The sequence below is a fragment of the Mycobacterium sp. E2733 genome (assembly GCF_001667585.1).
Lineage (GTDB): Bacteria > Actinomycetota > Actinomycetes > Mycobacteriales > Mycobacteriaceae > Mycobacterium.
Genome location: NZ_LZJZ01000012.1, coordinates 175,909 through 196,489, shown reverse-complemented (window position 1 = coordinate 196,489; position 20,581 = coordinate 175,909). Strand labels below are relative to the sequence as shown.

Here is a 20,581-nt window from a genome sequence, read left to right as displayed (position 1 = left end):
CCTCACGCGGGCAGGCCCTCCGACGCGGTGCGCAGCCGCTCCAACGCGGCGCGGACCTGCGCCGGATTGGTCGTCTGCCAGAACGGCGGCAGCGAGGCACGCAGGTAACCGCCGTAGCCGGCGGTGACCATCCGCGAGTCCAGCAGCGCGACCACGCCGCGATCGGTGCTGCGGCGCAACAGCCGACCAGAGCCCTGCGCCAGCAGCAACGCGGCGTGGCTGGCGGCGACGGCCATGAAGCCATTGCCGCCGCGCGCCGCCACCGCGCGTTGTCGCGCGCCCAGCAGCGGGTCGTCCGGCCTCGGGAACGGGATGCGATCGATGAGCACCAGCGACAATGACGGCCCCGGCACATCAACGCCCTGCCACAGCGACAGGGTGCCGAACAGCGACGTCTGCGGGTCGGCACTGAACTGCTCCACCAGCGCGGAAGTGCTGTCGTCGCCCTGACACAGCACCGGCGTCGACAGGCGTTGTCGCATGGCTTCCGCGGCGGCCCGCGCGGCGCGCATCGACGAGAACAATCCCAGCGTCCGCCCGCCGGCCGCGGTGATGAGCTCGGCGATCTCGGTCAGCTGCTCGGCCGACCCGGTGCCGTCCCGGCCGGGAGGTGGCAGGTGGGCGGCGACATAGAGGATCCCGGCTTTGGCGTGCTCAAACGGCGAACCGACGTCGAGGCCGCGCCAGGATGCCTCCTTGGCGCCTTGCCCGGTGTCGGCCGCGGTCAGACCCCACGCCGCGGCCATCGCGTCGAAGGAACCGCCGACGGTCAGGGTCGCCGACGTCAACACCGTGGTCGAGCGGGAGAACACCCGGTCGCGCAGCAGGCCCGCGACCGACAGCGGCGCCACCCGCAACACCGGGCGCATCGAGCCCCTGTTGTCCTCGTGATCCAGCCACACCACCTCGGTGCGATCGGGCATGGCCGGGGTGAACGACGACAGCACCCGCGAGGCGGTATCGGATATCTCGCTCAGCGCCGCTATCGCTTCGGCGCGTGCCGCGGCGGCTTTTGCGTCGCTCGTGGTGTCGATCGCCGAGCGTGCCGCCCCGGCCGCGTCGCGCAGGGCGGTCACGTACGTCGCCAGTTCCTCGTCGAGGCGGTCGATACGGCCCGGTGTGCCGTCATGGATCGCCGCGGCGAAGTTGGCCGTCGCCGCCTCCAGCCGCTGGGTCAGTTCGGGATTCACCAATCGGACGATCCGCCGCGCCGCGACGCCCAGGGCGGCCGGTGTCAGCTCCGCGGTGGCCACCGACGTCACGCGGTCGACCAACTCGTGGGCCTCGTCCACCACCAGCAGCGCGTGCTCGGGCAGCACCGCCGAGTCGGCGACGGCGTCGATGGCGAGCAGCGCGTGGTTGGTGACCACGATGTCGGCGCCGCCGGCCCGGCTTCGCGCCCGTTCGGAGAAGCATTCGGAGCCAAACGGGCAGCGGGCCACGCCCACGCATTCCCGGGCCGAGACGCTGACCTGAGACCAGGATCGATCCGGCACACCGGGTTTCAGGTCGTCGCGGTCCCCGGACTCTGTCGTCGACGCCCACGTGGTGAGCCGTTGGACGTCGCGGCCTAGGGCGGTGGACGCCATCGGATCGAAGAGCTCCTCCTGCGGCCTGTCGCCGGCGTCTTCCTCGGCCTCGGCACCGCCATTGTGGATCTTGTTCAGGCACAGATAGTTTCGACGGCCCTTGAGTAGCGCGAACTGCGGGCGGCGCGGAAGGGCGTCGGCGATCGAATCGATCAGCCCGGGCAGATCCCGATCGACGAGCTGCCGCTGCAGCGCGATGGTGGCCGTGGACACGACGACGGGCGAGTCGTCATCGATGGCGCGGACGATCGCGGGCACGAGGTACGCCAGCGACTTTCCGGTGCCGGTACCGGCCTGCACCACCAGATGCTCGCCGGTTGCGAACGCCCGCGCGACGGCGTTGGCCATCTCGAGTTGGCCGCTGCGCTCACTGCCGCCGAGCGCGGCCACGGCGATGCCCAGCAACTCGGGTACGGACACTTCGGACGTGGGAAGCCTCTTTTGCTCTGCGGTGCTACCGCCGGCCGGCGGGGATCTGCGTCGTCGGGATCGCGGGTTCGCCGTGGGAGAGGTTCAGCCCTTCCCACGGCAGACTGCGCAGCCCGGAAGCTACCAGCTCGCGCGCCGCGGCCACATTCGGTTTGGACACCACGTCGCCGCCGCGGACCAGCGGAACGGTCAACACCCGGAACGGTTCGGTGACCGAGGGCCGGCGGCCCGCCGGATACACCAGCTCCTCGGTGACGGTGCCGGAGGTGCGTGCCAGACGCAGCGCCTCTTTGCGGCCTCCGCGGGATTCCTTGTGGCTGCTGCGCTTCTGCACCGGCATTCCGTCGACCTCAACAAGTTTGTAGACCATGTTCGCCGTCGGCGCGCCCGAGCCGGTAACGAGCGACGTGCCGACGCCGTAACTGTCCACCGGTTCGGCGCCCAGGGCGGCGATGGAGAATTCGTCGAGGTCGCTGGAGACCACGATGCGGGTGCCGGTGGCTCCCAACCCGTCGAGTTGTTCGCGGACCTGGCGGGCCAGCACGCCCAACTCGCCGGAGTCGATCCGGACCGCGCCGAGCGACTCCCCGGCGGCGGCCACGGCGTTGGCCACGCCGGTCGTCACGTCGTAGGTGTCCACCAGCAGCGTGGTGTCCACGCCCAGTGTGTCGACCTGAGCGCGGAACGCGGCCAGTTCAGTCACTTCGGCGGGCTCGCCGCTCGCGTGCAGCATGGTGAACGCGTGCGCCGAGGTGCCCTGCGCAGGGATGCCGTATCGGCGCTGGGCCTCGAGGTTGGAAGACGCGGCGAAGCCGGCGATGTAGGCGGCGCGCGCCGCGGCGATCGCGGCGTGTTCGTGGGTTCGTCGTGACCCCATCTCGATCAGTGGACGGTCCCGGGCAGCGCTCACCATTCGCGCCGCTGCCGACGCGACCGCCGTGTCGTGGTTGAAGATCGACAACGCCAGCGTCTCGAGCACGACACATTCGGCGAAAGTGCCGGTTACCGACAAGACGGGAGAGCCGGGGAAGTACAGCTCGCCTTCGGCGTAACCGTCGATATCGCCGCGGAAGCGGAAGTCGCGCAAGTACCGCAACGCATCTGGATCGAGGAATTCGGCCAGCAACTGCAGCGCCTCGGCGTCGAAGCCGAACTGCGGCAACGCTTCGAGCAACCGGCCGGTCCCGCACACCACGCCGTAGCGGCGCCCCTCGGGGAGTCGGCGCGCGAACAATTCGAAGGTCGTTGGGCGATCGGCGGTGCCGTCCCGCAGCGCGGCGGCCAGCATCGTCAACTCGTACTTGTCGGTAAGCAGCCCAGTTACCACCGGGTCGTTCATTCCATAACGGTATCGGCTGCCGCCGGGGGCTCGGAAACTCCGCCGGTCCCTCGGTATCGTGGAGGCCATGGTTGTTATGTCAGCGCCCACTAAGCCGGGCACTACAGGACAACGCGAGTCCGCTCCGGTAGACGTCACGGCGAGTCCGTGGGTCACGATCGTGTGGGATGACCCGGTCAACCTGATGACCTACGTGACGTATGTATTCCAGAAGTTGTTCGGCTACAGCGAGCCGCACGCCACCAAGCTGATGTTGCAGGTGCACAACGAGGGCAGGGCGGTGGTGTCGGCGGGCAGCCGCGAGTCCATGGAAGTCGACGTGTCCAAGCTGCATGCCGCCGGGTTGTGGGCGACGCTGCAGCAGGACCGCTGATACTCGAGGCCGCGGCGATCACCTGTGCGCAAGTGGAAGCGCGTCGAGACCGCGGACGGTCCCCGTTTCCGGTCCGCCCTGGCGTCACACGAGGCGGCCCTGCTGAAGAACCTGGCAACCGCCATGGTCGGATTGCTCGATGAGCGTGAATCATCCTCGCCCGCAGACGAACTCGAGGAGATCACCGGCATAAGGGCCGGAAACAGCAATCCGCCGAAGGACCCGACCTTGCGCCGGCTGCTACCTGATTTCTTCCATCCAGACGACGATGACCCGTCGGCTTCCGATGCCGCCGATAGCCTCAACGCTGCGCTGCGCAGCCTGCACGAGCCCGAGATCATCGACGCCAAACGCCTTGCGGCGCAGCGGTTGTTGGATACCGTGCCGGATGACGGAGGCCGGTTCGACCTGACCGAGGAGGACGCGAACGCCTGGGTGGCGGCGGTCAACGACATCCGGCTGACGCTGGGAGTCATGCTCGAGGTCGGCCCGGAGGGGCCGGAGCGGCTGCCCGCGGACCACCCGTTGGCCGTGCACTTCGACGTGTACCAGTGGTTGACCGTCTTGCAGGAATACCTCGTCCTGACGCTCATGGGGCCCCGATGAGCCACGTCGCCGGCCGGATGAACGCCATCACCGACGTCGGGGGCATTCGCGTCGGTCACCATCATCGACTCGACCCGGACGCGACCATGGGGGCCGGATGGGCCTGCGGTGTCACCGTCGTGCTGACCCCGCCGGGGACCGTGGGGGCGGTCGACTGCCGCGGCGGCGCGCCCGGTACCCGGGAGACCGACCTGCTGGACCCGGCCAATACCGTGCGCTACGTCGACGCCGTTCTGCTCGCCGGCGGCAGCGCCTACGGTTTGGCCGCCGCCGACGGTGTGATGCGCTGGCTGGAAGAACGGGAACGCGGCGTGGCGATGGATGGCGGGGTGGTGCCCATCGTGCCCGGCGCCGTGATCTTCGATCTGCCGGTCGGGGGCTGGGACCGTCGCCCGACGGCGGAGTTCGGCTACCTGGCCTGTGAAGCCGCCGCGAGTGGCGAGGGGGCGCCGCCGGTCGGGAGCGTCGGCGCCGGCGTCGGGGCGCGCGCCGGGGTGTTCAAGGGCGGTGTCGGGACGGCGTCGACGGCGCTGCCGTGCGGGGTGTCCGTCGGCGCGGTGGTCGCGGTGAACTCGGCCGGCGACGTCGCCGACCGGGCCACCGGCCTGCCCTGGATGGCGGACCTGATTCAGGAATTCGCGCTGCGGCCACCGCCGCCGGCGGAGATCGACGCCTTCGCGCAGTTGCCGACCGCGTCCAGCCCGCTGGAGAACCCGCTCAACACGGTCATCGGGGTGGTGGCGACCGACGCGGCGCTCAGCCCGGCCGCGTGCCGGCGCGTCGCCGTGGCCGCGCAGGACGGTCTCGCCCGTACGATCCGGCCGGCGCACACGCCGTACGACGGCGACACCGTGTTCGCGCTGGCCACCGGGGCGGTAGAGGTGCCGCCCCCGCCCGACGGGCCCGCCTCGTTTTCGCCGGAGATGCGGCTGGCCGCGGAGGTCGGCGCCGCCGCGGCCGACTGCCTGGCGCGTGCGGTGCTGGTGGGCGTGCTCGCCGCGGATTCGGTGGCGGGCATACCGACCTATCGCGACGTGCTGCCCGGAGCGTTTGCGCGATGAGAAGCTCCCCGCCGTCCGCGCCGGTAACCTGCAGCTATGGGTAAGACCACCCCGCAGGGACGATCGGGCGCGCCGGTGACCCAGCCAAAGCGTCCCGCGTGGGTGGTCGGCGGGGCCACCATCCTCACCTTTGTCGCGCTGCTCTACCTCATTGAGCTGATCGACCAACTGACGCGGCACTCCCTGGACGAGAACGGCATCAGACCGCTCGAGGTCGACGGGCTGTGGGGCATCGTCTTTTCCCCGGTCTTGCACGCCAGTTGGCAACATCTGATGGCCAACACGGTCCCGCTGTTGGTGCTGGGGTTCCTGATGACGTTGGCCGGTTTGAGCCGGTTCGTGTGGGCCACGGCGATCGTGTGGATCCTCGGCGGCTTCGGCACTTGGCTCATCGGGAACGTGGGCAGTTCCTGCGGGCCGACCGATCACATCGGGGCCTCGGGCCTGATCTTCGGCTGGCTGGCCTTCCTGCTCGTGTTTGGGATCTTCGTGCGCAGGTTCGCCGACATCGCGATCGGGCTGGTGGTGTTGTTCGCCTACGGCGGCGTCTTGTTGGGTGCCATGCCGGTGCTCGGCAGATGCGGTGGCGTGTCGTGGCAGGGCCACCTGTGCGGTGCGATCGCCGGCGTCGTCGCCGCGTATTGGTTGTCCGCGCCGGAACGCAAAGCGCGCGCGAAGAGAAAGGCCGGCGCCGCCGCGCCGCGCACCAAGACATGAGCTCGCCGTTGGCTCCCGTCGGGATCTTCGACTCCGGCGTCGGAGGACTGACCGTCGCGCGGGCAATCATCGACCAATTGCCCGACGAGGACATCGTCTATGTGGGCGACACCGGCCACGGGCCGTATGGCCCGCTGACCATTCCCGAGGTCCGCGCGCACGCGTTGGCCATCGGGGACGATCTTGTCGGGCGCGGGGTCAAGGCGTTGGTGATCGCGTGCAACACCGCGTCCGCGGCCTGCCTGCGGGATGCCCGCGAGCGGTACGACGTGCCGGTCGTCGAGGTCATCCTGCCGGCGGTGCGTCGTGCCGTCGCCACGACCCGCAACGGTCGCATCGGTGTCATCGGTACCCGGGCGACCATCAACTCGCACGCCTACCAGGACGCGTTTGCCGCCGCCCGAGACACCGAGATCACCGCGGTGGCCTGTCCGCGCTTCGTCGACTTCGTGGAGCGCGGCGTGACCAGTGGCCGTCAGGTGCTCGGGCTGGCCGAGGGGTACCTCGAGCCGCTGCAGCGTGCCCAGGTCGACACCCTGGTGCTCGGGTGCACGCACTACCCACTGCTGTCCGGTTTGATCCAGCTGGCGATGGGCGAGCACGTGACCCTGGTGTCGAGCGCCGAGGAAACCGCCAAGGAGGTGCTCCGGGTGCTCACCGAGAGCGACCTGCTGCGTCCGCATGACGCGGCGCCCGCGACCCGGGTCTTCGAAGCCACCGGTGACCCGGAGGCATTCACGAAACTGGCCGCGCGGTTCCTCGGTCCCGCGGTCACCGGTGTGCAGCCCGTTCACCACGTGCGGATCGACTAGTGCCGATGGTGGCGACCCGCCTCGCCCGGCTTCGCCGCGCGCGCGATCACCACTGCGCCGATGGTGGCGACCCGCCTCGCCCGGCTTCGCCGCGCTCGCGATCGCCACTGCGCCGATGGTGGCGACCCGCCTCGCCCGGCTTCGCCGCGCTCGCGATCGCCATTGCGCCAGACGAGATTCTCATCACACCAATGCGGCGATGTTTTCGTCACGGTCCTATCGGGCATGGCACAGTAGTGTCCGTGCGAATAACCGTGCTCGGCTGCTCGGGCAGCGTGGTAGGGCCGGATTCGCCCGCGTCGGGATATCTGCTTCGGGCACCGGACACTCCGCCGTTGGTCATCGACTTCGGCGGCGGCGTGCTGGGCGCGCTCCAGCGCTACGCCGATCCCGCGTCCGTGCACGTGCTCTTGTCCCATCTGCACGCCGACCACTGCCTCGATTTGCCTGGCTTGTTCGTCTGGCGGCGCTACCACCCGTCGCGCCCGGACGGTAAGGCCTTGTTGTACGGCCCGGGCGACACTTGGTCCCGGCTCGGTGCGGCCTCGTCACCGTACGGCGGCGAAATCGACGACTGCTCAGACATTTTCGACGTTCGGCACTGGGTTGACGGCGAACCGGTCACGGTCGGCTCGCTCACGGTGACGCCGCGTGTCGTGGCCCATCCGACGGAGTCGTACGGTCTGCGGATCACCGATTCGACCGGCGCCTCGTTCGTCTACAGCGGTGACACCGGCGTCTGTGACCAGCTTGTCGAGCTGGCGCGGGATGCCGACGTCTTCCTCTGCGAAGCCTCCTGGACGCACTCGCCGGACCGCCCGCCCGCTCTGCATTTGTCGGGCACCGAGGCCGGCCGGGCCGCGGCGCAGGCCGGCGTTCGTGAGCTGTTGTTGACCCACATCCCGCCGTGGACCTCGCGGGAGGACGTGATCAGCGAGGCCAAGGCCGAGTTCGACGGCCCCGTGCATGCGGTGGTGTGCGGGGAATCTTTCGATATCCGCCGCTCTGAAAGGGTCTGAGCATCCCGCGCGGGGGTTGGCTTAGGGTTACCGGGTGACCAGACGAGAAGACGGCCGCCTTGACGACGAGCTTCGCCCCGTAGTCATCACCCGCGGATTCACCGACCACCCGGCGGGGTCGGTACTCATCGAATTCGGCCACACCAAGGTGATGTGCACCGCCAGCGTCACCGATGGGGTGCCGCGCTGGCGCAAGGGGTCGGGTCTGGGGTGGCTGACCGCCGAATACGCGATGCTGCCGTCGGCAACCCACACCCGTTCCGACCGCGAAGCAGTGAAAGGGCGTCTGTCCGGGCGCACCCAGGAGATCAGCCGACTGATCGGCCGGTCACTGCGTGCCTGCATCGATCTGGCGGCGTTGGGGGAGAACACCATTGCCGTCGACTGCGACGTGTTGCAGGCCGACGGCGGCACCCGCACCGCGGCCATCACCGGCGCCTTCGTGGCGCTGGCCGACGCCGTGACCTACCTGGCGGCGGCGGGCAAGTTGTCCGATCCCCGACCGTTGTCGTGTGCCATCGCGGCGGTCAGCGTCGGGGTGGTGGACGGCAGGGTGCGGGTCGACCTGCCCTACGAGGAAGACGCGCGGGCCGAGGTCGACATGAACGTCGTCGCCACCGATACCGGGACACTCGTTGAGGTTCAGGGGACGGGCGAGGGCGCGACGTTCCCGCGTTCGACGCTGGACAAACTGCTCGACGTGGCGCTGGCCGCCTGCGACAAGTTGTTCGCGGCGCAGCGCGAGGCGCTGGCCCTTCCGTATCCGGGTGAGCTGCCCGACGGCGCTGCACCGCCGAAGGCGTTCGGCAGCTGACGCGCCTGCTGGTCGCCAGCCGCAACCGCAAGAAGCTGGCGGAATTGCGCCGGGTGCTCGACGCGGCCGGCCTGTCCGGGCTGACGTTGGTGTCACTGCATGACGTGCCCCCGTTCGACGAGGCGCCCGAGACGGGCGCGACCTTCGAGGACAACGCGATGGCGAAGGCGCGGGACGCGTTCGCCGCGACGGGCCTGGCTTCGGTGGCCGACGACTCCGGCCTGGAGGTGGCCGCTTTGAACGGCATGCCCGGCGTGCTGTCGGCGCGCTGGTCGGGTGATCACGGCGACGACGCCGCCAACACCGCGCTGCTGTTGGCGCAGTTGCGTGACGTGCCCGACGAACGCCGCGGCGCGGCGTTCGTCTCGGCGTGCGCCGTGGCCGGGCCGTCCGGCGAGGTCGTCGTCCGCGGGGAGTGGCCCGGCAGCATCGCCCGGGAACCGCGGGGCGACGGCGGCTTCGGGTATGACCCGGTCTTCATTCCAGCGGGTTCCGACCGCACCGCGGCCGAGCTCAGCCCCGAGGAGAAGGACGCGGTCTCCCATCGCGGTCGCGCCCTCGCTTTGCTGGTGCCGGCGCTGCGCGACTTGGTCGGGGCGCCATAGGCGTCGGGCGCGCTGCGGTCACATCGGCCACACTCGTTGCGAGGCAAGATGGATCGACGAAGTGCCCGCCTTCGAGCGACAACGAGTGCGCGACGGGCGTTGTCGCTGTGAGGCGGGCACATCGGGTGCCGCGCCGTGGAGAGGCGCGTGTGGCGGACGGGGGTCTACAGGCCGAAGCGGGCCTTTACGTCCCTGGTCTGGACTTGCTCGACGATGATGCCCAGGAGCGGGATGGTGCCGGCAAGGAGGACACCGATCGTCTTGGGAATCGGCCAGCGGACCTTGACCGCCAGATTGAACGCGGTCAGGACATAGATGAAGTACACCCAACCGTGGACCACCTCGATCCAGCGGATCTCGTGGTGCAAGACGAGATGCGAGACGATCTCGTAGCACAGCGCGATCAGCCACAGACCCGTCGTCCACGCCATGATCCGGTAGCCGAGCAACGCGGTGCGGATCTTCTCGACGGGGAATGCCGACGCTGATCTCTCCGGTGTGGTCATGCGGTGGTCCTGTTCTGTTTTTCGGTGTCTTGTTTGGCAAGCTCGGCCAGGTAGGCGTTGTACTCCGCGAGCGCGGGGTCATCGGACGGCGGTTGCATCGGCTTGGGGCGCTCGGGCAGTAGGCCGGCGGGTATCTCGGTGAGGGCGGCGTCTTGCCCGGGCTCCGGTGGCATCTCTTCGTAGCGGACGTATTTGCGGTACGCGTACACGCAGAACCAGGCGAACAGCGGCCACTGCAGCGCATAGCCGAGGTTTTGGAACGTGCCCGAGACCGACTGGAACCTTGTCCACTGCCACCAGCCCAGCGCCAGGCAACCGCACGCCGCGACGATCACCAAGGCGATCAGCGCGGGCCTGCGACGATGGGTAGTGGACACCCCTTGACGGTACCGCTCACGATTTGGGTCCGACGAATTCGTCGAGGCGCGCCACCGCCGCTTTTCGATACACGGCTATGACGTACTTGCTCGGCCGGGTCCACGGGATACCGAGGTGGTCAAGCGCCGCGGCGAACAAGCCGCGGATGTCGTCGGACCGGTTCGAGAAGTGGTAGCGAACGCTTCGGACTCCGCGGTCGTTTGCCACCACACGGCATCCATCGCTGTCGATAAGGCCGCGGATGAACTCCTCGGTGGCTTGCTTGACCAGCACCTCTTGCCACGGCTCCAGCCGAATTGGCCTCAAGTGTTTCCTGCCGGGACCGTGTTGGGGCAGCAGGCACGGCCAATGCTTCGAATAGAGCGAGACAACGACACACCCCGTCGGTTGCGGGGCAATAGCTGCGTGCTGACCGAGCATCAAGGTGTCGATGGCCGTGCGGCAGCGCTCGATGATTTGTGGGTACTTCTTGTCCAGCGTGATGCGAAGAAGCCACACGCGCTGGTTTCGTGAGACGCAGCCGTCGCCAAGGTACAAGCCGAGGAGATAGCAGTATGGTGCCGCCGGAAGTGCTGACATGTTATGAACGAGGCCACAGCCCGAGCCACTCGCTAGCCTTGCTCGAATCTGCGGTCGGCGTCGCCAATCCTGGACAGTCGGCCGCGGTACTCCCGAGTTGACGTGCAATCGCGCAGTCGTCTACACCAGCTGCGATGAGGCGCCTTACCGCCTCGAACTCCTCGCCAGATCGCACGCGCAACCGTTCGTCGGCTAAGGCCAAATTAAGCCGCATCGCCGACAAGTTGGCGGCGCACAAGCGATAAGATCGCTAAGCCCGCGGGCGTGGCGAAATGGCATACGCGCCGGCTTTAGGTGCCGGTGCTCGAAAGAGCGTGAGGGTTCGAGTCCCTCCGCCCGCACTGAGGTTCACGCAGGTCATAGGGTGTTTCTGGGTTGAATTTTACCGGCCGTGAGCACCATATGAGCACACTTCAAAATGCGTCTCCCGCCAGAGCAAACAATCTCCGCCGACGATGTAACCCCAGGCCGAGCCGCGACGCATGATGAGCGACGACGAGTGCCTCTCGACAGGGTTATCTGCCTGCGGCACACTCCCGTTTCATGGGGAGGTTTACGGCCAAGCACATAGCTACCCGCCTGCACCTGCGCGGGCCCCGCATCGTCGATCGGTCCCGGATCGACCACCTTGGGTACGGTATTCCGCCTGCTCACATGGACACAAGCGCCCACAGTTTCCTGCAGGTCGTGTTCGGTGTGCCGCGTAGGGCCACGGTGCGTGCATGCAGGCCGGCGCGCTCTGGCGCCTGCGCCGGGAAGGTTTCTTGAGGGCCATTACGGGAAACTCGACCGGAAACGAGGCGATCAGGGTGATCGCCGACGAGCGGTGGCCCATGCCGGCAATATCGGCTCCCCGAAAGGCGACGGATGCTGATCGCTCTGCGGTCCTCCGTGCGGCAGAAGGCAGTCCACTAAGTTTTGTCAGCTCGCAGTGGCGGCTCGCAGCGCCGCAGTCGACGGCCCACCTGGGCGATGCGGATCCGCGGCCCGGCGCGGACCACGAGCCGCTGGATGCCGACGAACCGCTCGCCGTCGATAATCGGCGCTAGCGGCTCATCCTCGGCCTCAATGATCATCTCCCGGCCGTTGACGTCGCGTAACAGATCACCGCGGATGGTGCCGCCGACGATCAGTGCGGGCAGGTGCGCAATGATCTTCGCGGGTGACATCTCACCGGCCTGGAAATGCGGCGCACCAGGCTCGCGCGCCTTTGGGAAGAGCCGGAACACACCGCCGAGACTGAGGTCGAACGCGCCGGCATTCAGCGCTCGATGGTTGCGGGTGGGGACCTCCTCGCCATCGATCGTGACGCGGGCGTGGGTCGGATTGAACAGGTGGGACGCATAGTCCGACCTGTCCGCGCGGCGGGGAAGAAGTTTTGACGTCGCGTAGTCGCCGATCCCACGAGCAATCACTCGTGCAACCGTTGCGGGACCCGGGTTCGGGCGCTCGTAATAGCGGTCGAAGAACCGGTTGCCGACACCTCCTGCAGCCAACGCAAAGCCGACCCGATGAAACGCGGCGCCGTCGGCGGCTTCGCCGTCGAGTTCCAAAGTGTCGAGGGACATTTCGGGTGGCGGTCGATCCCCTTCTGCCGCCGCGGTGAGAGTTCGCAGAATCGAATCCGTTCGCCCGTGCACCGACGCTTTGCGCGCGACAAAGTTGATCGTGCCGCCGGTGGTGGGCACAAATGTCGGCCAACTTTCGGGATCGGCGACGCAGAGCCGCATTTCGTTGATCAGCCAGTGCAGCGCCCCATCACCGCCGTCGCTGACCAGGTGGCTGGCCCGCGGATAGAGCCGCTCGACGGTCGTGCGAAGGTCAGCGAGTGAGGCGGTTTCGTGCACCTCGCCGCAGTGGCCGACAATGCGGCGCAGATCGGCACTGCGCCCGCGCGATGCAGCACGATTCTTACGTGAGCGCGGATTAACGATAACGCCTAGATACATCTGAGCGTCACCGCAGCCTGCCCGCCAAATACGCATTGGCACCGGCAAATTGGGGGCAATCCCGGCAGACGGTCAACAAAGCGCCGGTCCTTTCGCGTCAATTAAAGCTCTCATAAGCGCTGTCCCAGAACGCTTACCCACCAAAACGCCGCCTTAACGTCCAATCGGCTCGTTCACAGGAGGCTTGAATTAGTGTCTGGTCGCCCAGATCGCCTCTGACGGCGATCACGTTGCAGCGGCGCCGATGCCTGGAACTCGGACAAATTCGACCAGCGGAACCTGACGTGGGTCTCCACGACAGACTAGCGGGGCATGGCGCCGGCGATCGTAGTGTGCGGTGCGGGCAATCCAGCGGCGGCCCGGATGGCAGCGAAGGCGTTGATCATGGCATCGGTCACCTCTCGGATGTCCCGCAGCGTCTGGTCGTCCGAGAGCACCGAAATGCCCAGCTGGTCGACATAGCTCCAGACCGTGATGTTGAGCGCCGCGCCCGCCGCCAGCGGACCGACCGAGTAGATCTCGGTGACCTCCGCGCCGGCGATGCGACCACGCCGCCGCGGTCCGGGCACATTGGAGACGACGACGTTGAGCAGCGGGTTGGGTGCCTGCCGCCAGGATGTCCAGCGGAAAGCGGCCAGCGTCGCGGCCGCGGGCACGTACTCCAGCCAGCGTCCGACCGTGCTGGGGCCCAGCAGCTCATAGTTGTCTTTGGCCAGCCGCGCCCCCACAGCGGTCAGCTGGACGCGTTCGAGCGGATCGCCGATATGCACGGGCAGCGATACCAGCATGGTGCCCAGCGCGTTGCCGGTGATGCGGTCCGGCGAGCTGTCGGTCGCGGTGGGCACGGAGGCGATGACGGGCCTCTCGGCGTGACCGTCGTAGCGCAACAGCAGATCCCGGAGGCTCCCGGCGGCCATCGCCAGCACCAAGTCGTTGATCGTGACACGCAGGTGCTTGGTGGTGTCTTTGACCTCCGGCAGCGACAGCGTGGCGCTCGCAAAGGTCCGCCCCGGCGACAACTTGTGGTTGAGGAAGGTGCGCGGCGGATTGAGCTGGCGCGCCAGCTCGGGATGGCGCTGACGCTGCCACGACCGCCGCACTAACAGGTAGAAACGTTGGGCACTATGGCGGACCAGTCCGGGAAGCCGGCGGAGCAGACGCACGCGGTCGCGGCCGGCCGCCCGGATCAGCTCCGGCGTGGTCGCCGGCGCAGTGTGGCCCGCGGCCTCGGTATCCTCGGCCGCGGTGTCGGGCCACTTCATGGCGCGCGCCAGCAGGTTCGCCGAAGCAACACCGTCGGCCAGCGCATGGTGCATTTTCGTGATCACCGCAATACGCCGCTCAGCTAGGCCTTCGGCAAAGTACATCTCCCACAGCGGGCGGCTTCGGTCCAGGGGCGTGCTGGCAATCCACCCGATCACTTGGTCAAGCTGGCGCCGCCCGCCGGGGGCGGGGACCTCCACTCGCCGCAGGTGGTAGTTCAGGTCGACGTCGGACAGCTCATTCCACATCGGCCGGTGCAGATGCCACGGGATGTCGACGAGCTGGTACCGAAGTGGTTCAAGAAGATTCAGCTGTTCGCGCACGGTGTCGCGGAAGCGCACAAAGCTGGCCTGATGTTGGTAAGCCGCGGTGTCGACCACCGCGATTTTGAGGGTGTGCTGGTGCACGTTGGGTGTCTCGCTATACAAGAGCAACGCATCCCAGCCGTTGAGTCGCTTCACTGCCCACCTCATCCCACGCCAAGCACAATGGGTACCCATATTGGCGCAGAAAAGCGGGCGTGGTTTCTTGCCTGTCCGTGCCGACGCTCCGTGACGACTCCGCTACACCGCGCTCCGGTGGCGCCCGAAATGACGCGCCGTGATCCTGCGTTGCACCGCTTCCACCGCTCGGGCTTGGTGCTGTAATGGCGGTATGGCCGACGGTCGCCGCATGCTCGGCTTTCCGCTGCTACCGCCCCGGGTGCCAGGAATTGCCCGGGTTGGCCGGGTGCCCACCGGCCGCACGGTGGAGTTGCCCGGACGCGGCCGCACCTACATGGTCGACTCGGGGCCGGTCTTGGGCGCGCCCACTTTCCTGCTGCTGCATTCGTTGGCGTGCACCGGGCTGATGACCTGGTATCCGACGCTAGCCATGATGCGCCAGTTCGGCCGCGTGGTGACCTTCGACCAACGCGGCCACGGCCAAGGTATCCGTTCGTCACGGTTCTTGCTCGAGGACTGCGCCGATGACGCCGCCGCGCTGGCTGATGTACTGGGCGTGCAGACGTTCGTTCCGGTCGGCTATTCGATGGGATCCTTGGTAGCGCAGCTTGTTTGGCGGCGGCACCCACAGCGGGTCGACGGACTGGTGTTGTGCGCCGCGACCGCGGCCTACAACCGGGCAAGCTACGAGCGGCTCGCCACTGGCGTCTTCGGGGCGCTGATCGAAGCGGTGAGCCCGCAGCCTGGCTTGCCCGCCACTCCTGGTGCAACAGAAGAGTTCATCACCAACGACAGCCACTGGCTGCTGAGCCAGCTGCGTAGCACGAGCGTCGGCGCAATCAGCCAGGCAATCGCCGAACTCATGCGCTTCGACTCCACACCGTGGGTAGCCGAGATCGACGTACCGACATCGGTGCTGATCACCATGCGCGACCGGGCTTTTGGCATACAACGCCAACTCTGGCTGGCCACCCACATACCGGATGCACATATCGTAACGGTCGAAGCCGGGCACGCCGGCTGCACGTTGCAGCCCAGCAAATTCGTGCCGGGACTACACGACGCCGTCGACTCGGTACACCGCCGGATCATTTCCAAGAAGGCGAGTTAACAACCTTGCGATCGTGAACCGGCTTTCGGCATGCCGCCACCTCCCGTCCAGTCGTGGACCATGGTTCGAGCCGGTGCCGACGACGCTCTGATCCGGCACCGCCGCCGGCTCGCAGACCGCCCATGACCGCGCTTAATCTGCCCTGCCCAGCGCCAATGGGGAGTCGTCACCCAGCGTCGGCGCCGATGCGGGCAGCACAGGATCTGGCTACGACGCGGCGGCCGTGGCGACGGCTAGCCCGCCGCTTAACCCCTTGACAACTCCGCACCGGGTATCAGTAGCGGTGTAGAGCCAAGAGGAACGGGTATCAGGAGGCAATCCTGCCCGAAAGAGGGAGCCCGCCTGTGCCCGTCTCCACGCCAGCTCGACCGTTGATCGACACCCTCGAGCGCACCAGCATTCTCGATATTCCGGCGAAGGCCATTGCGAAGAAGGTGCGTGGGCTACTTGCGCCTGAGCCATTCAAAGGAGCGATCAGCGGAACGTGGCTGGGCCATCCGGTGCATCCGCCGTCGACCGACCTGGTGATCGGCTCCTTTATGTCCGCATCGGTGCTGGATCTGCTAGCGCCTCGCGCCGGCGCGCGAGCAGCACAGCGGTTGATCCTGGTCGGTATCGCCGCCGCGGCGCCCACCGCGGTCACCGGGTTCAGCGATTGGGCCGATACCGAGCTGTCCGACGAGGGTGTGCGGCGAATCGGCCTGATCCATGCGCAGGCGAACGTGGTGGCGCTGCTGCTCTACTCCGCATCGCTGGCCGCTCGCCGACGAGGGTCGCGGCTGCGCGGCACCCTGTTGGCGTTGGCCGGCGCAGGAATGCTCGCCGCCAGTGGTCATCTGGGCGGGCACATGGCATACGTGCGCGGCGTTGGGGTCAACCAAACCGCTTTCGACCCGGGCCCGCACGATTGGACGGCCGTCACGGGGGGCGTCGATTTGGCAGATGGGAAGCCGCACTCCGCGGTGGCCGCTGAGACGCCGGTGCTGCTCGTTCGGCACGACGGAAGTGTTTACGCCATCCATGACCGCTGCGGGCATCGGGGCTGTCTGCTCAGCGAAGGCGACCTCGACGGCCATATCATCACCTGCTCATGCCACGGCTCACGCTTCGACATTCGCGACGGCACACTGCTGCGGGGTCCCGCCACCGTCAGTCAGCCCGGTTTTGAGGTGCGAGAGGTCGGCGAACGGATCGAGGTGCGCAGAGTCACGCGCGGCTAACAGCGGGAATCCACAACCGAGGTCCAATTCAAGCGCGACGAACTGCACGACCGACTGGCCGAAGATGCCGTCTTCGACTCGCCCGGACGAGTTCAGCTCGGCGGTGTGGCGGCCGGCGCGCTTCCCACCGTTGGCCCGCTGTACGCCGCGAAAACCGATCGACATGATCAAACACGCTTTACGGCACGGTGGGTGACGCCGCGATCGGCCGAATGACGCAGAATCGGATCCCGACCGCAGGCCGCATGTGGACAGTCCGTAGGGACGGCCAGAGTTCAATGCCGCCAAGGAACGAAATCAGGGAGGCGTGAGCGCACGCTGACCCCAGAGCGCACCCTCGCAGGCGCACCGGAGCTCATCGCGCGCGACGGCGCGAAGGGGGTTGACGATGCTCCAACAGGCTGCGCATCTTGAGGTCAGTCCGATGGCCGCCTATTACCACGTCGAAAGCGAAGAGGAACTACTCAAACTGGAGGGCAACGCGGTGCTGGCAGAGATTGTTGTGCCGCAGCCGGAGGCCGGCCCTTGGGAACAGCGGCTCGAGGAATTGATCACCGCGCAACGCCGCGCGAGTCCACTCACGAATAAGAAGAGGCCACAGCTCACCGGCCGTAACGACCCGGGTGTAAAGCACCTACCGGAACTGTTGTCGCGGACCTACCGAAACCGCGTCCCCAGACCGTAAAGCAGCAACCGGAACTGAAATGTCAAGCATGAACCGGAATCACAAGTTCGCAGTAACCCCACTGGTGCCGCCTGGGCGTCGTCCAGCTGTCGAGACCGGTTTGCTGGCGGCGCTTCGGCCTTAATTGCAACATGACCTCGCGTTTAAGGGAGGTCATTCGAAGTGCCCTCGGACGCCGTGGCCACACTGTGGCCACAATCTGGCCATGGTCACAGTTAACTCATGTGAACTACCGTGATGTGTTTCAGCATTCTACAGGCTAAATAGGCGCGCTAATCAGGTAGCTGAATAGGGTTCGAGTCCCTTCGCCCGCACTGATGCGGTACCGGTGTACACGTGCGTGACGGTGCCTTGTTGTTTGCAGCAACGCTCAATTGGGACTCATGGCCACATCCTTGGCCACAAGTTGCAGTTACTTGCGGTGAGTATCTCGCATGGAGCCTGACTGCGACGGCGTCCAAATCGTCGTCGAAAAGGTCCGCGTATGTTCCTCTACGTACGGCGGATCAACAGAGCGACCTGGCAGCATTTCCAAGGGATGTTTGAATAGTCGGTCCCAAGAGTGGGAACTTCGCCTCAACCGATTCGGGTTCGCTCGCGCCAGTCAGAACAGTAGAAACCAGCCTTTGACATGTCAAAGGTCCGGCTAAGACAGTTTTATCCCGGCCTCAGCGCGAGGCTACCGCGGGCTCACCTCTTGCTGATTTTCTGGTCTCAACGGCACCACGACGCTGCCCTCCGGCGGATTTTTTCGTTCTTGGTATGCGGCCGGAACCCCTTCTAGATCGCGGCGTACGCCCGTCAGTTCCTCCAGGATCATGATCCGTTGCTGACTCGCCTCGTCGACCGCACGCCGGGCCTGCTCCTGTGCGTCGGTGAGGAGCTGATCACGCTCATGTTTAGCGTCCTGCCATGCCTCATCGATCTCCGACTGGGCTTCAGCACGCATCCGGGCGAGTTCGGCGTCGAGCTTGTTCCTGGTTTCCTGACACTCGGTTTCTAGCGCTTTTCGCTGCGCAGCCATGTCCTCCAACATCTCTCGGCGCTCTCGCCGCGCGGTCTCGGCCTCGGCCTCGGCCAACGCGATCAGCGCCTCTGCCTCGGCCCGCGCCTCGGCCTGCATCCGGGAAGTCTCGTCGACCGCACGCCGCATCATCTTCGCCATCCAATGTTGCATCGCGTACGGCGACGGTGAGATGTCCGAGAGAACGGCGACCTCATCCTTGAGGCAGGCGACCTCAATCCGCAGCGCGGCTGCTTCATCGCCGCATTCGTTTCGCCGTGTCCTCTGGTTTTGAACTTCGTCGATCAGCAACTTCTGCTTGGCGAGCAACACCTCGATGAAGGCATCGACCGCAGCCGGGTCATAGCCCCTGAACACGCGAGAGAACGTCTTTGCCGGTTCGGTGATCATTGCCAACCCCCATTCCCGGAAGTGACTGGTCGTTACCATGACCGACCAAGGTCGAGTATTTCACAGTCATGCCGTTGGCGCACCAGTGTTATCGCAGGTGAGGCCGGTTTATGGGGGCTCTTGCCGACAGTTGGAAGCGGCGCGCGACCATATGCTCCACGCATACGCGACATCGAGACCATCGACTCCGAGCTGCGATTGGTGGCCGCTCTTCGCCGTGCGGCTCGGGAGCGAGGTGGCCCGCTGCCGTCGATGGACGTGGCGGACGCGCTGCTGGATGAGCGCTGCGATTTGAACCGAGATTTACTGCTAGCGGTCGAGCTGCGTCTAAACTTTGCGCATGCGTGTCAGGCATTCGGTGGCGGGATTCGCTCTCGCTGGTGCGCTGGGCTGGGCCGCGCTCGGTAGTGGCGTTGGCGTGGCACAGGCGGACCCACCAGCTCCGCCGCCATTGCCGGGGGAACCCGGGCTATCGGCACCGCCCTGGGAGGCTGGGTCGTTACTGCCTGCGCTGTTAGGGCCTGGGTCGCCACTGCCTGAGATGTTTGCACCTGGCTCGCCAGCGCATGAAATGTTGGGGCCCGGGTCGGCACTGCCTGCGCTGCTGGGGCCTCAGTCGCCACTGCCTCAGATGCTTGGGCCTTCAACCGAGCCCCAGCCGTCGGGACCGCCCCTAGACTTCCCTTCGCCTCCGCTACTACCAGGCTAGCCACCGAGGCGGGCTTCGCCTCAAAGGCGATTCGAAGTTGTATGTCGCCACCATCGCCGTCTTGCTTGCGTCTTACCTCGTCAAGGCAACGCGGGCTGGCGAAGTCGGGCACCCGCCACCGCCATTAGGACGACGCCTAATCAGTTGCCGGGGCTAGCTCCGGGCCCTTCACCGAGGTGGGGGGCCTGGAGTCTGCTTGCCGCAACGAAACTACGAGACGGTCGTTTGACCGAGTGCTCTGCTGTTATTTCTTGAAGGCGTCTTTAATCTTTTCACCGGCATCTTTGACGTTGGACTTCGCTTGATCGCCCCTGCCCTCGTCCCGAGTGCCCTTGTCACCGGTGACCTTGCCAACGGCCTCCTTGGCCTTGCCGCCGAGGTCTTGTGCCTTGTTCTTCGCCTTATCCGTACCGCTCATAATGGTCAGCTCCTGTTTCTCCCAAACGGCCCAATGTCGGCCAACCTCAAAGCACTTCGGATACCTCGCTCGCTAATCGGTCAAACGCGCGTAGTCGCTGCGTCCGATTGCGAAGTCCCATACTTGGTGAGCAGCATGCGTGGGCTGAGCCACAGTGGGTAGGGATAGGGATGGGAAACGTACACCTGGCAGAGGGAGTCGGAGCCGTCCCATGAGTGTCGCGTCGCTATACAGATCCTGCCTTCACGAGTTTGGCGTCGAGTTGCGCCGGTTGGCTTACACCATGCCCGGCGGGCATGAGAACCGACTTATCCGCCTAAGCGAGCGGATGATCCATTGTGCGAGTCAAGAACGCGCTGAAGAGCAGCAACGATAGCTAGCGGGCCATCATTCAGGGCACCGGGTACCCCGTGCATCGGGGGCCGAATCAGTGCGGCTGTGCGCTGGTCGTCATGGACTTGACCACCGCCAGCTTCCCGCGGGCCTGCGTCCGCCCCAGCGGTACAGCCACTTCAATGCAAGCTGCCATATAGAAGTCGCCC

At 66.6% G+C, this 20,581-nt stretch carries 20 protein-coding genes and 1 tRNA gene; 12 read left to right on the top strand and 9 right to left on the bottom strand.

Annotated elements, in window-relative coordinates:
• Positions 1-2: 2 nt before the first annotated feature.
• Both A5678_RS01450 and A5678_RS01445 read right to left on the bottom strand, forming a co-directional pair.
• Positions 3-2,009, bottom strand: a complete 2,007-nt coding sequence (locus tag A5678_RS01450; RefSeq protein ID WP_068037307.1) for an ATP-dependent DNA helicase — start codon at positions 2,007-2,009, stop codon at positions 3-5.
• A gap of 34 nt (positions 2,010-2,043) precedes the next feature.
• A complete protein-coding gene (locus A5678_RS01445; RefSeq protein ID WP_068037303.1) occupies positions 2,044-3,357 on the bottom strand; it encodes a nicotinate phosphoribosyltransferase in 1,314 nt (437 codons plus the stop codon).
• Positions 3,358-3,424: 67 nt separating this feature from the next.
• On the opposite strand from A5678_RS01445, the gene clpS reads away from it, so the two are divergent.
• From clpS to rdgB, 8 genes are all read left to right on the top strand, one after another.
• Positions 3,425-3,730: an ATP-dependent Clp protease adapter ClpS gene (gene clpS, locus A5678_RS01440; protein WP_067950984.1), complete on the top strand. Its 306-nt coding sequence runs from the start codon at positions 3,425-3,427 to the stop codon at positions 3,728-3,730.
• A 24-nt stretch (positions 3,731-3,754) separates the two neighbouring features.
• A complete protein-coding gene (locus tag A5678_RS01435; protein WP_068037300.1) occupies positions 3,755-4,336 on the top strand; it encodes a DUF2017 domain-containing protein in 582 nt (193 codons plus the stop codon).
• Between the two features lie 17 nt (positions 4,337-4,353).
• A complete protein-coding gene (locus tag A5678_RS01430; RefSeq protein ID WP_068037553.1) occupies positions 4,354-5,397 on the top strand; it encodes a P1 family peptidase in 1,044 nt (347 codons plus the stop codon).
• A 36-nt stretch (positions 5,398-5,433) separates the two neighbouring features.
• Entirely contained in the window at positions 5,434-6,114 is a 681-nt protein-coding gene (locus A5678_RS01425) for a rhomboid family intramembrane serine protease (protein ID WP_068037297.1), read from the top strand.
• Positions 6,111-6,926, top strand: coding sequence for a glutamate racemase (murI, locus tag A5678_RS01420; protein ID WP_068037294.1), 816 nt, complete (start codon positions 6,111-6,113; stop codon positions 6,924-6,926). Before A5678_RS01425 ends, murI begins: the two co-directional genes overlap by 4 nt.
• 236 nt (positions 6,927-7,162) lie before the next feature.
• Entirely contained in the window at positions 7,163-7,945 is a 783-nt protein-coding gene (locus A5678_RS01415) for a cyclic nucleotide-degrading phosphodiesterase (protein WP_068037291.1), read from the top strand.
• 34 nt (positions 7,946-7,979) lie between these two features.
• Positions 7,980-8,759, top strand: a complete 780-nt coding sequence (gene rph / locus A5678_RS01410) for a ribonuclease PH (RefSeq protein ID WP_068037288.1) — start codon at positions 7,980-7,982, stop codon at positions 8,757-8,759.
• On the top strand, positions 8,756-9,364 hold the full coding sequence (gene rdgB / locus A5678_RS01405; RefSeq protein WP_068037285.1) for an RdgB/HAM1 family non-canonical purine NTP pyrophosphatase: 609 nt from the start codon (positions 8,756-8,758) through the stop codon (positions 9,362-9,364). The genes rph and rdgB overlap by 4 nt, the downstream gene beginning before the upstream one ends.
• A 164-nt stretch (positions 9,365-9,528) precedes the next feature.
• On the opposite strand, the gene A5678_RS01400 is transcribed toward rdgB, so the two are convergent.
• From A5678_RS01400 to A5678_RS27720, 3 genes are read right to left on the bottom strand one after another with little or no spacing between them, the layout of a single operon-like run.
• On the bottom strand, positions 9,529-9,870 hold the full coding sequence (locus tag A5678_RS01400; RefSeq protein ID WP_068037282.1) for a DUF3817 domain-containing protein: 342 nt from the start codon (positions 9,868-9,870) through the stop codon (positions 9,529-9,531).
• Positions 9,867-10,247, bottom strand: coding sequence for a hypothetical protein (locus A5678_RS01395; RefSeq protein WP_068037279.1), 381 nt, complete (start codon positions 10,245-10,247; stop codon positions 9,867-9,869). The genes A5678_RS01400 and A5678_RS01395 overlap by 4 nt, the downstream gene beginning before the upstream one ends.
• A gap of 16 nt (positions 10,248-10,263) precedes the next feature.
• On the bottom strand, positions 10,264-10,746 hold the full coding sequence (locus tag A5678_RS27720; RefSeq protein ID WP_231983545.1) for an LAGLIDADG family homing endonuclease: 483 nt from the start codon (positions 10,744-10,746) through the stop codon (positions 10,264-10,266).
• A gap of 339 nt (positions 10,747-11,085) precedes the next feature.
• Between A5678_RS27720 and A5678_RS01385 the strand changes: the two genes are divergently transcribed.
• Positions 11,086-11,168, top strand: a tRNA-Leu gene (locus A5678_RS01385).
• Positions 11,169-11,738: 570 nt separating this feature from the next.
• Here A5678_RS01385 and A5678_RS01380 read toward each other — a convergent pair.
• Positions 11,739-12,776, bottom strand: a complete 1,038-nt coding sequence (locus A5678_RS01380; protein ID WP_068037275.1) for a diacylglycerol kinase family protein — start codon at positions 12,774-12,776, stop codon at positions 11,739-11,741.
• A 302-nt stretch (positions 12,777-13,078) separates the two neighbouring features.
• Entirely contained in the window at positions 13,079-14,500 is a 1,422-nt protein-coding gene (locus A5678_RS01375; protein WP_068037273.1) for a wax ester/triacylglycerol synthase family O-acyltransferase, read from the bottom strand.
• A gap of 193 nt (positions 14,501-14,693) precedes the next feature.
• Here A5678_RS01375 and A5678_RS01370 point away from each other — a divergent pair, with 193 nt between their 5' ends.
• From A5678_RS01370 to A5678_RS01360, 3 genes are all read left to right on the top strand, one after another.
• A complete protein-coding gene (locus tag A5678_RS01370; protein WP_068037269.1) occupies positions 14,694-15,593 on the top strand; it encodes an alpha/beta fold hydrolase in 900 nt (299 codons plus the stop codon).
• A gap of 344 nt (positions 15,594-15,937) precedes the next feature.
• On the top strand, positions 15,938-16,813 hold the full coding sequence (locus tag A5678_RS01365; RefSeq protein WP_156746713.1) for a Rieske 2Fe-2S domain-containing protein: 876 nt from the start codon (positions 15,938-15,940) through the stop codon (positions 16,811-16,813).
• Between the two features lie 388 nt (positions 16,814-17,201).
• A complete protein-coding gene (locus A5678_RS01360) occupies positions 17,202-17,498 on the top strand; it encodes a hypothetical protein (protein WP_068037263.1) in 297 nt (98 codons plus the stop codon).
• Positions 17,499-18,177: 679 nt separating this feature from the next.
• Here the strand turns inward: A5678_RS01360 and A5678_RS01355 are convergent.
• Both A5678_RS01355 and A5678_RS01350 read right to left on the bottom strand, forming a co-directional pair.
• Entirely contained in the window at positions 18,178-18,912 is a 735-nt protein-coding gene (locus A5678_RS01355) for a DivIVA domain-containing protein (protein WP_068037260.1), read from the bottom strand.
• 953 nt (positions 18,913-19,865) lie between these two features.
• Positions 19,866-20,039, bottom strand: coding sequence for a CsbD family protein (locus tag A5678_RS01350; RefSeq protein ID WP_068037257.1), 174 nt, complete (start codon positions 20,037-20,039; stop codon positions 19,866-19,868).
• Positions 20,040-20,581: the final 542 nt, after the last annotated feature.

Coding starts and splice junctions, on each gene's coding strand:
- clpS (WP_067950984.1), top strand. CDS start 3,425: ATGGTTGTTATGTCAGCGCCCACTAAGCCGGGCACTACAGGACAACGC.
- A5678_RS01350 (WP_068037257.1), bottom strand. CDS start 20,039: ATGAGCGGTACGGATAAGGCGAAGAACAAGGCACAAGACCTCGGCGGC.
- A5678_RS01380 (WP_068037275.1), bottom strand. CDS start 12,776: ATGTATCTAGGCGTTATCGTTAATCCGCGCTCACGTAAGAATCGTGCT.
- A5678_RS01430 (WP_068037553.1), top strand. CDS start 4,354: ATGAACGCCATCACCGACGTCGGGGGCATTCGCGTCGGTCACCATCAT.
- A5678_RS01400 (WP_068037282.1), bottom strand. CDS start 9,870: ATGACCACACCGGAGAGATCAGCGTCGGCATTCCCCGTCGAGAAGATC.
- A5678_RS01445 (WP_068037303.1), bottom strand. CDS start 3,357: ATGAACGACCCGGTGGTAACTGGGCTGCTTACCGACAAGTACGAGTTG.
- A5678_RS01425 (WP_068037297.1), top strand. CDS start 5,434: ATGGGTAAGACCACCCCGCAGGGACGATCGGGCGCGCCGGTGACCCAG.
- A5678_RS01370 (WP_068037269.1), top strand. CDS start 14,694: ATGGCCGACGGTCGCCGCATGCTCGGCTTTCCGCTGCTACCGCCCCGG.
- A5678_RS01360 (WP_068037263.1), top strand. CDS start 17,202: ATGCTCCAACAGGCTGCGCATCTTGAGGTCAGTCCGATGGCCGCCTAT.
- murI (WP_068037294.1), top strand. CDS start 6,111: ATGAGCTCGCCGTTGGCTCCCGTCGGGATCTTCGACTCCGGCGTCGGA.
- A5678_RS01355 (WP_068037260.1), bottom strand. CDS start 18,912: ATGATCACCGAACCGGCAAAGACGTTCTCTCGCGTGTTCAGGGGCTAT.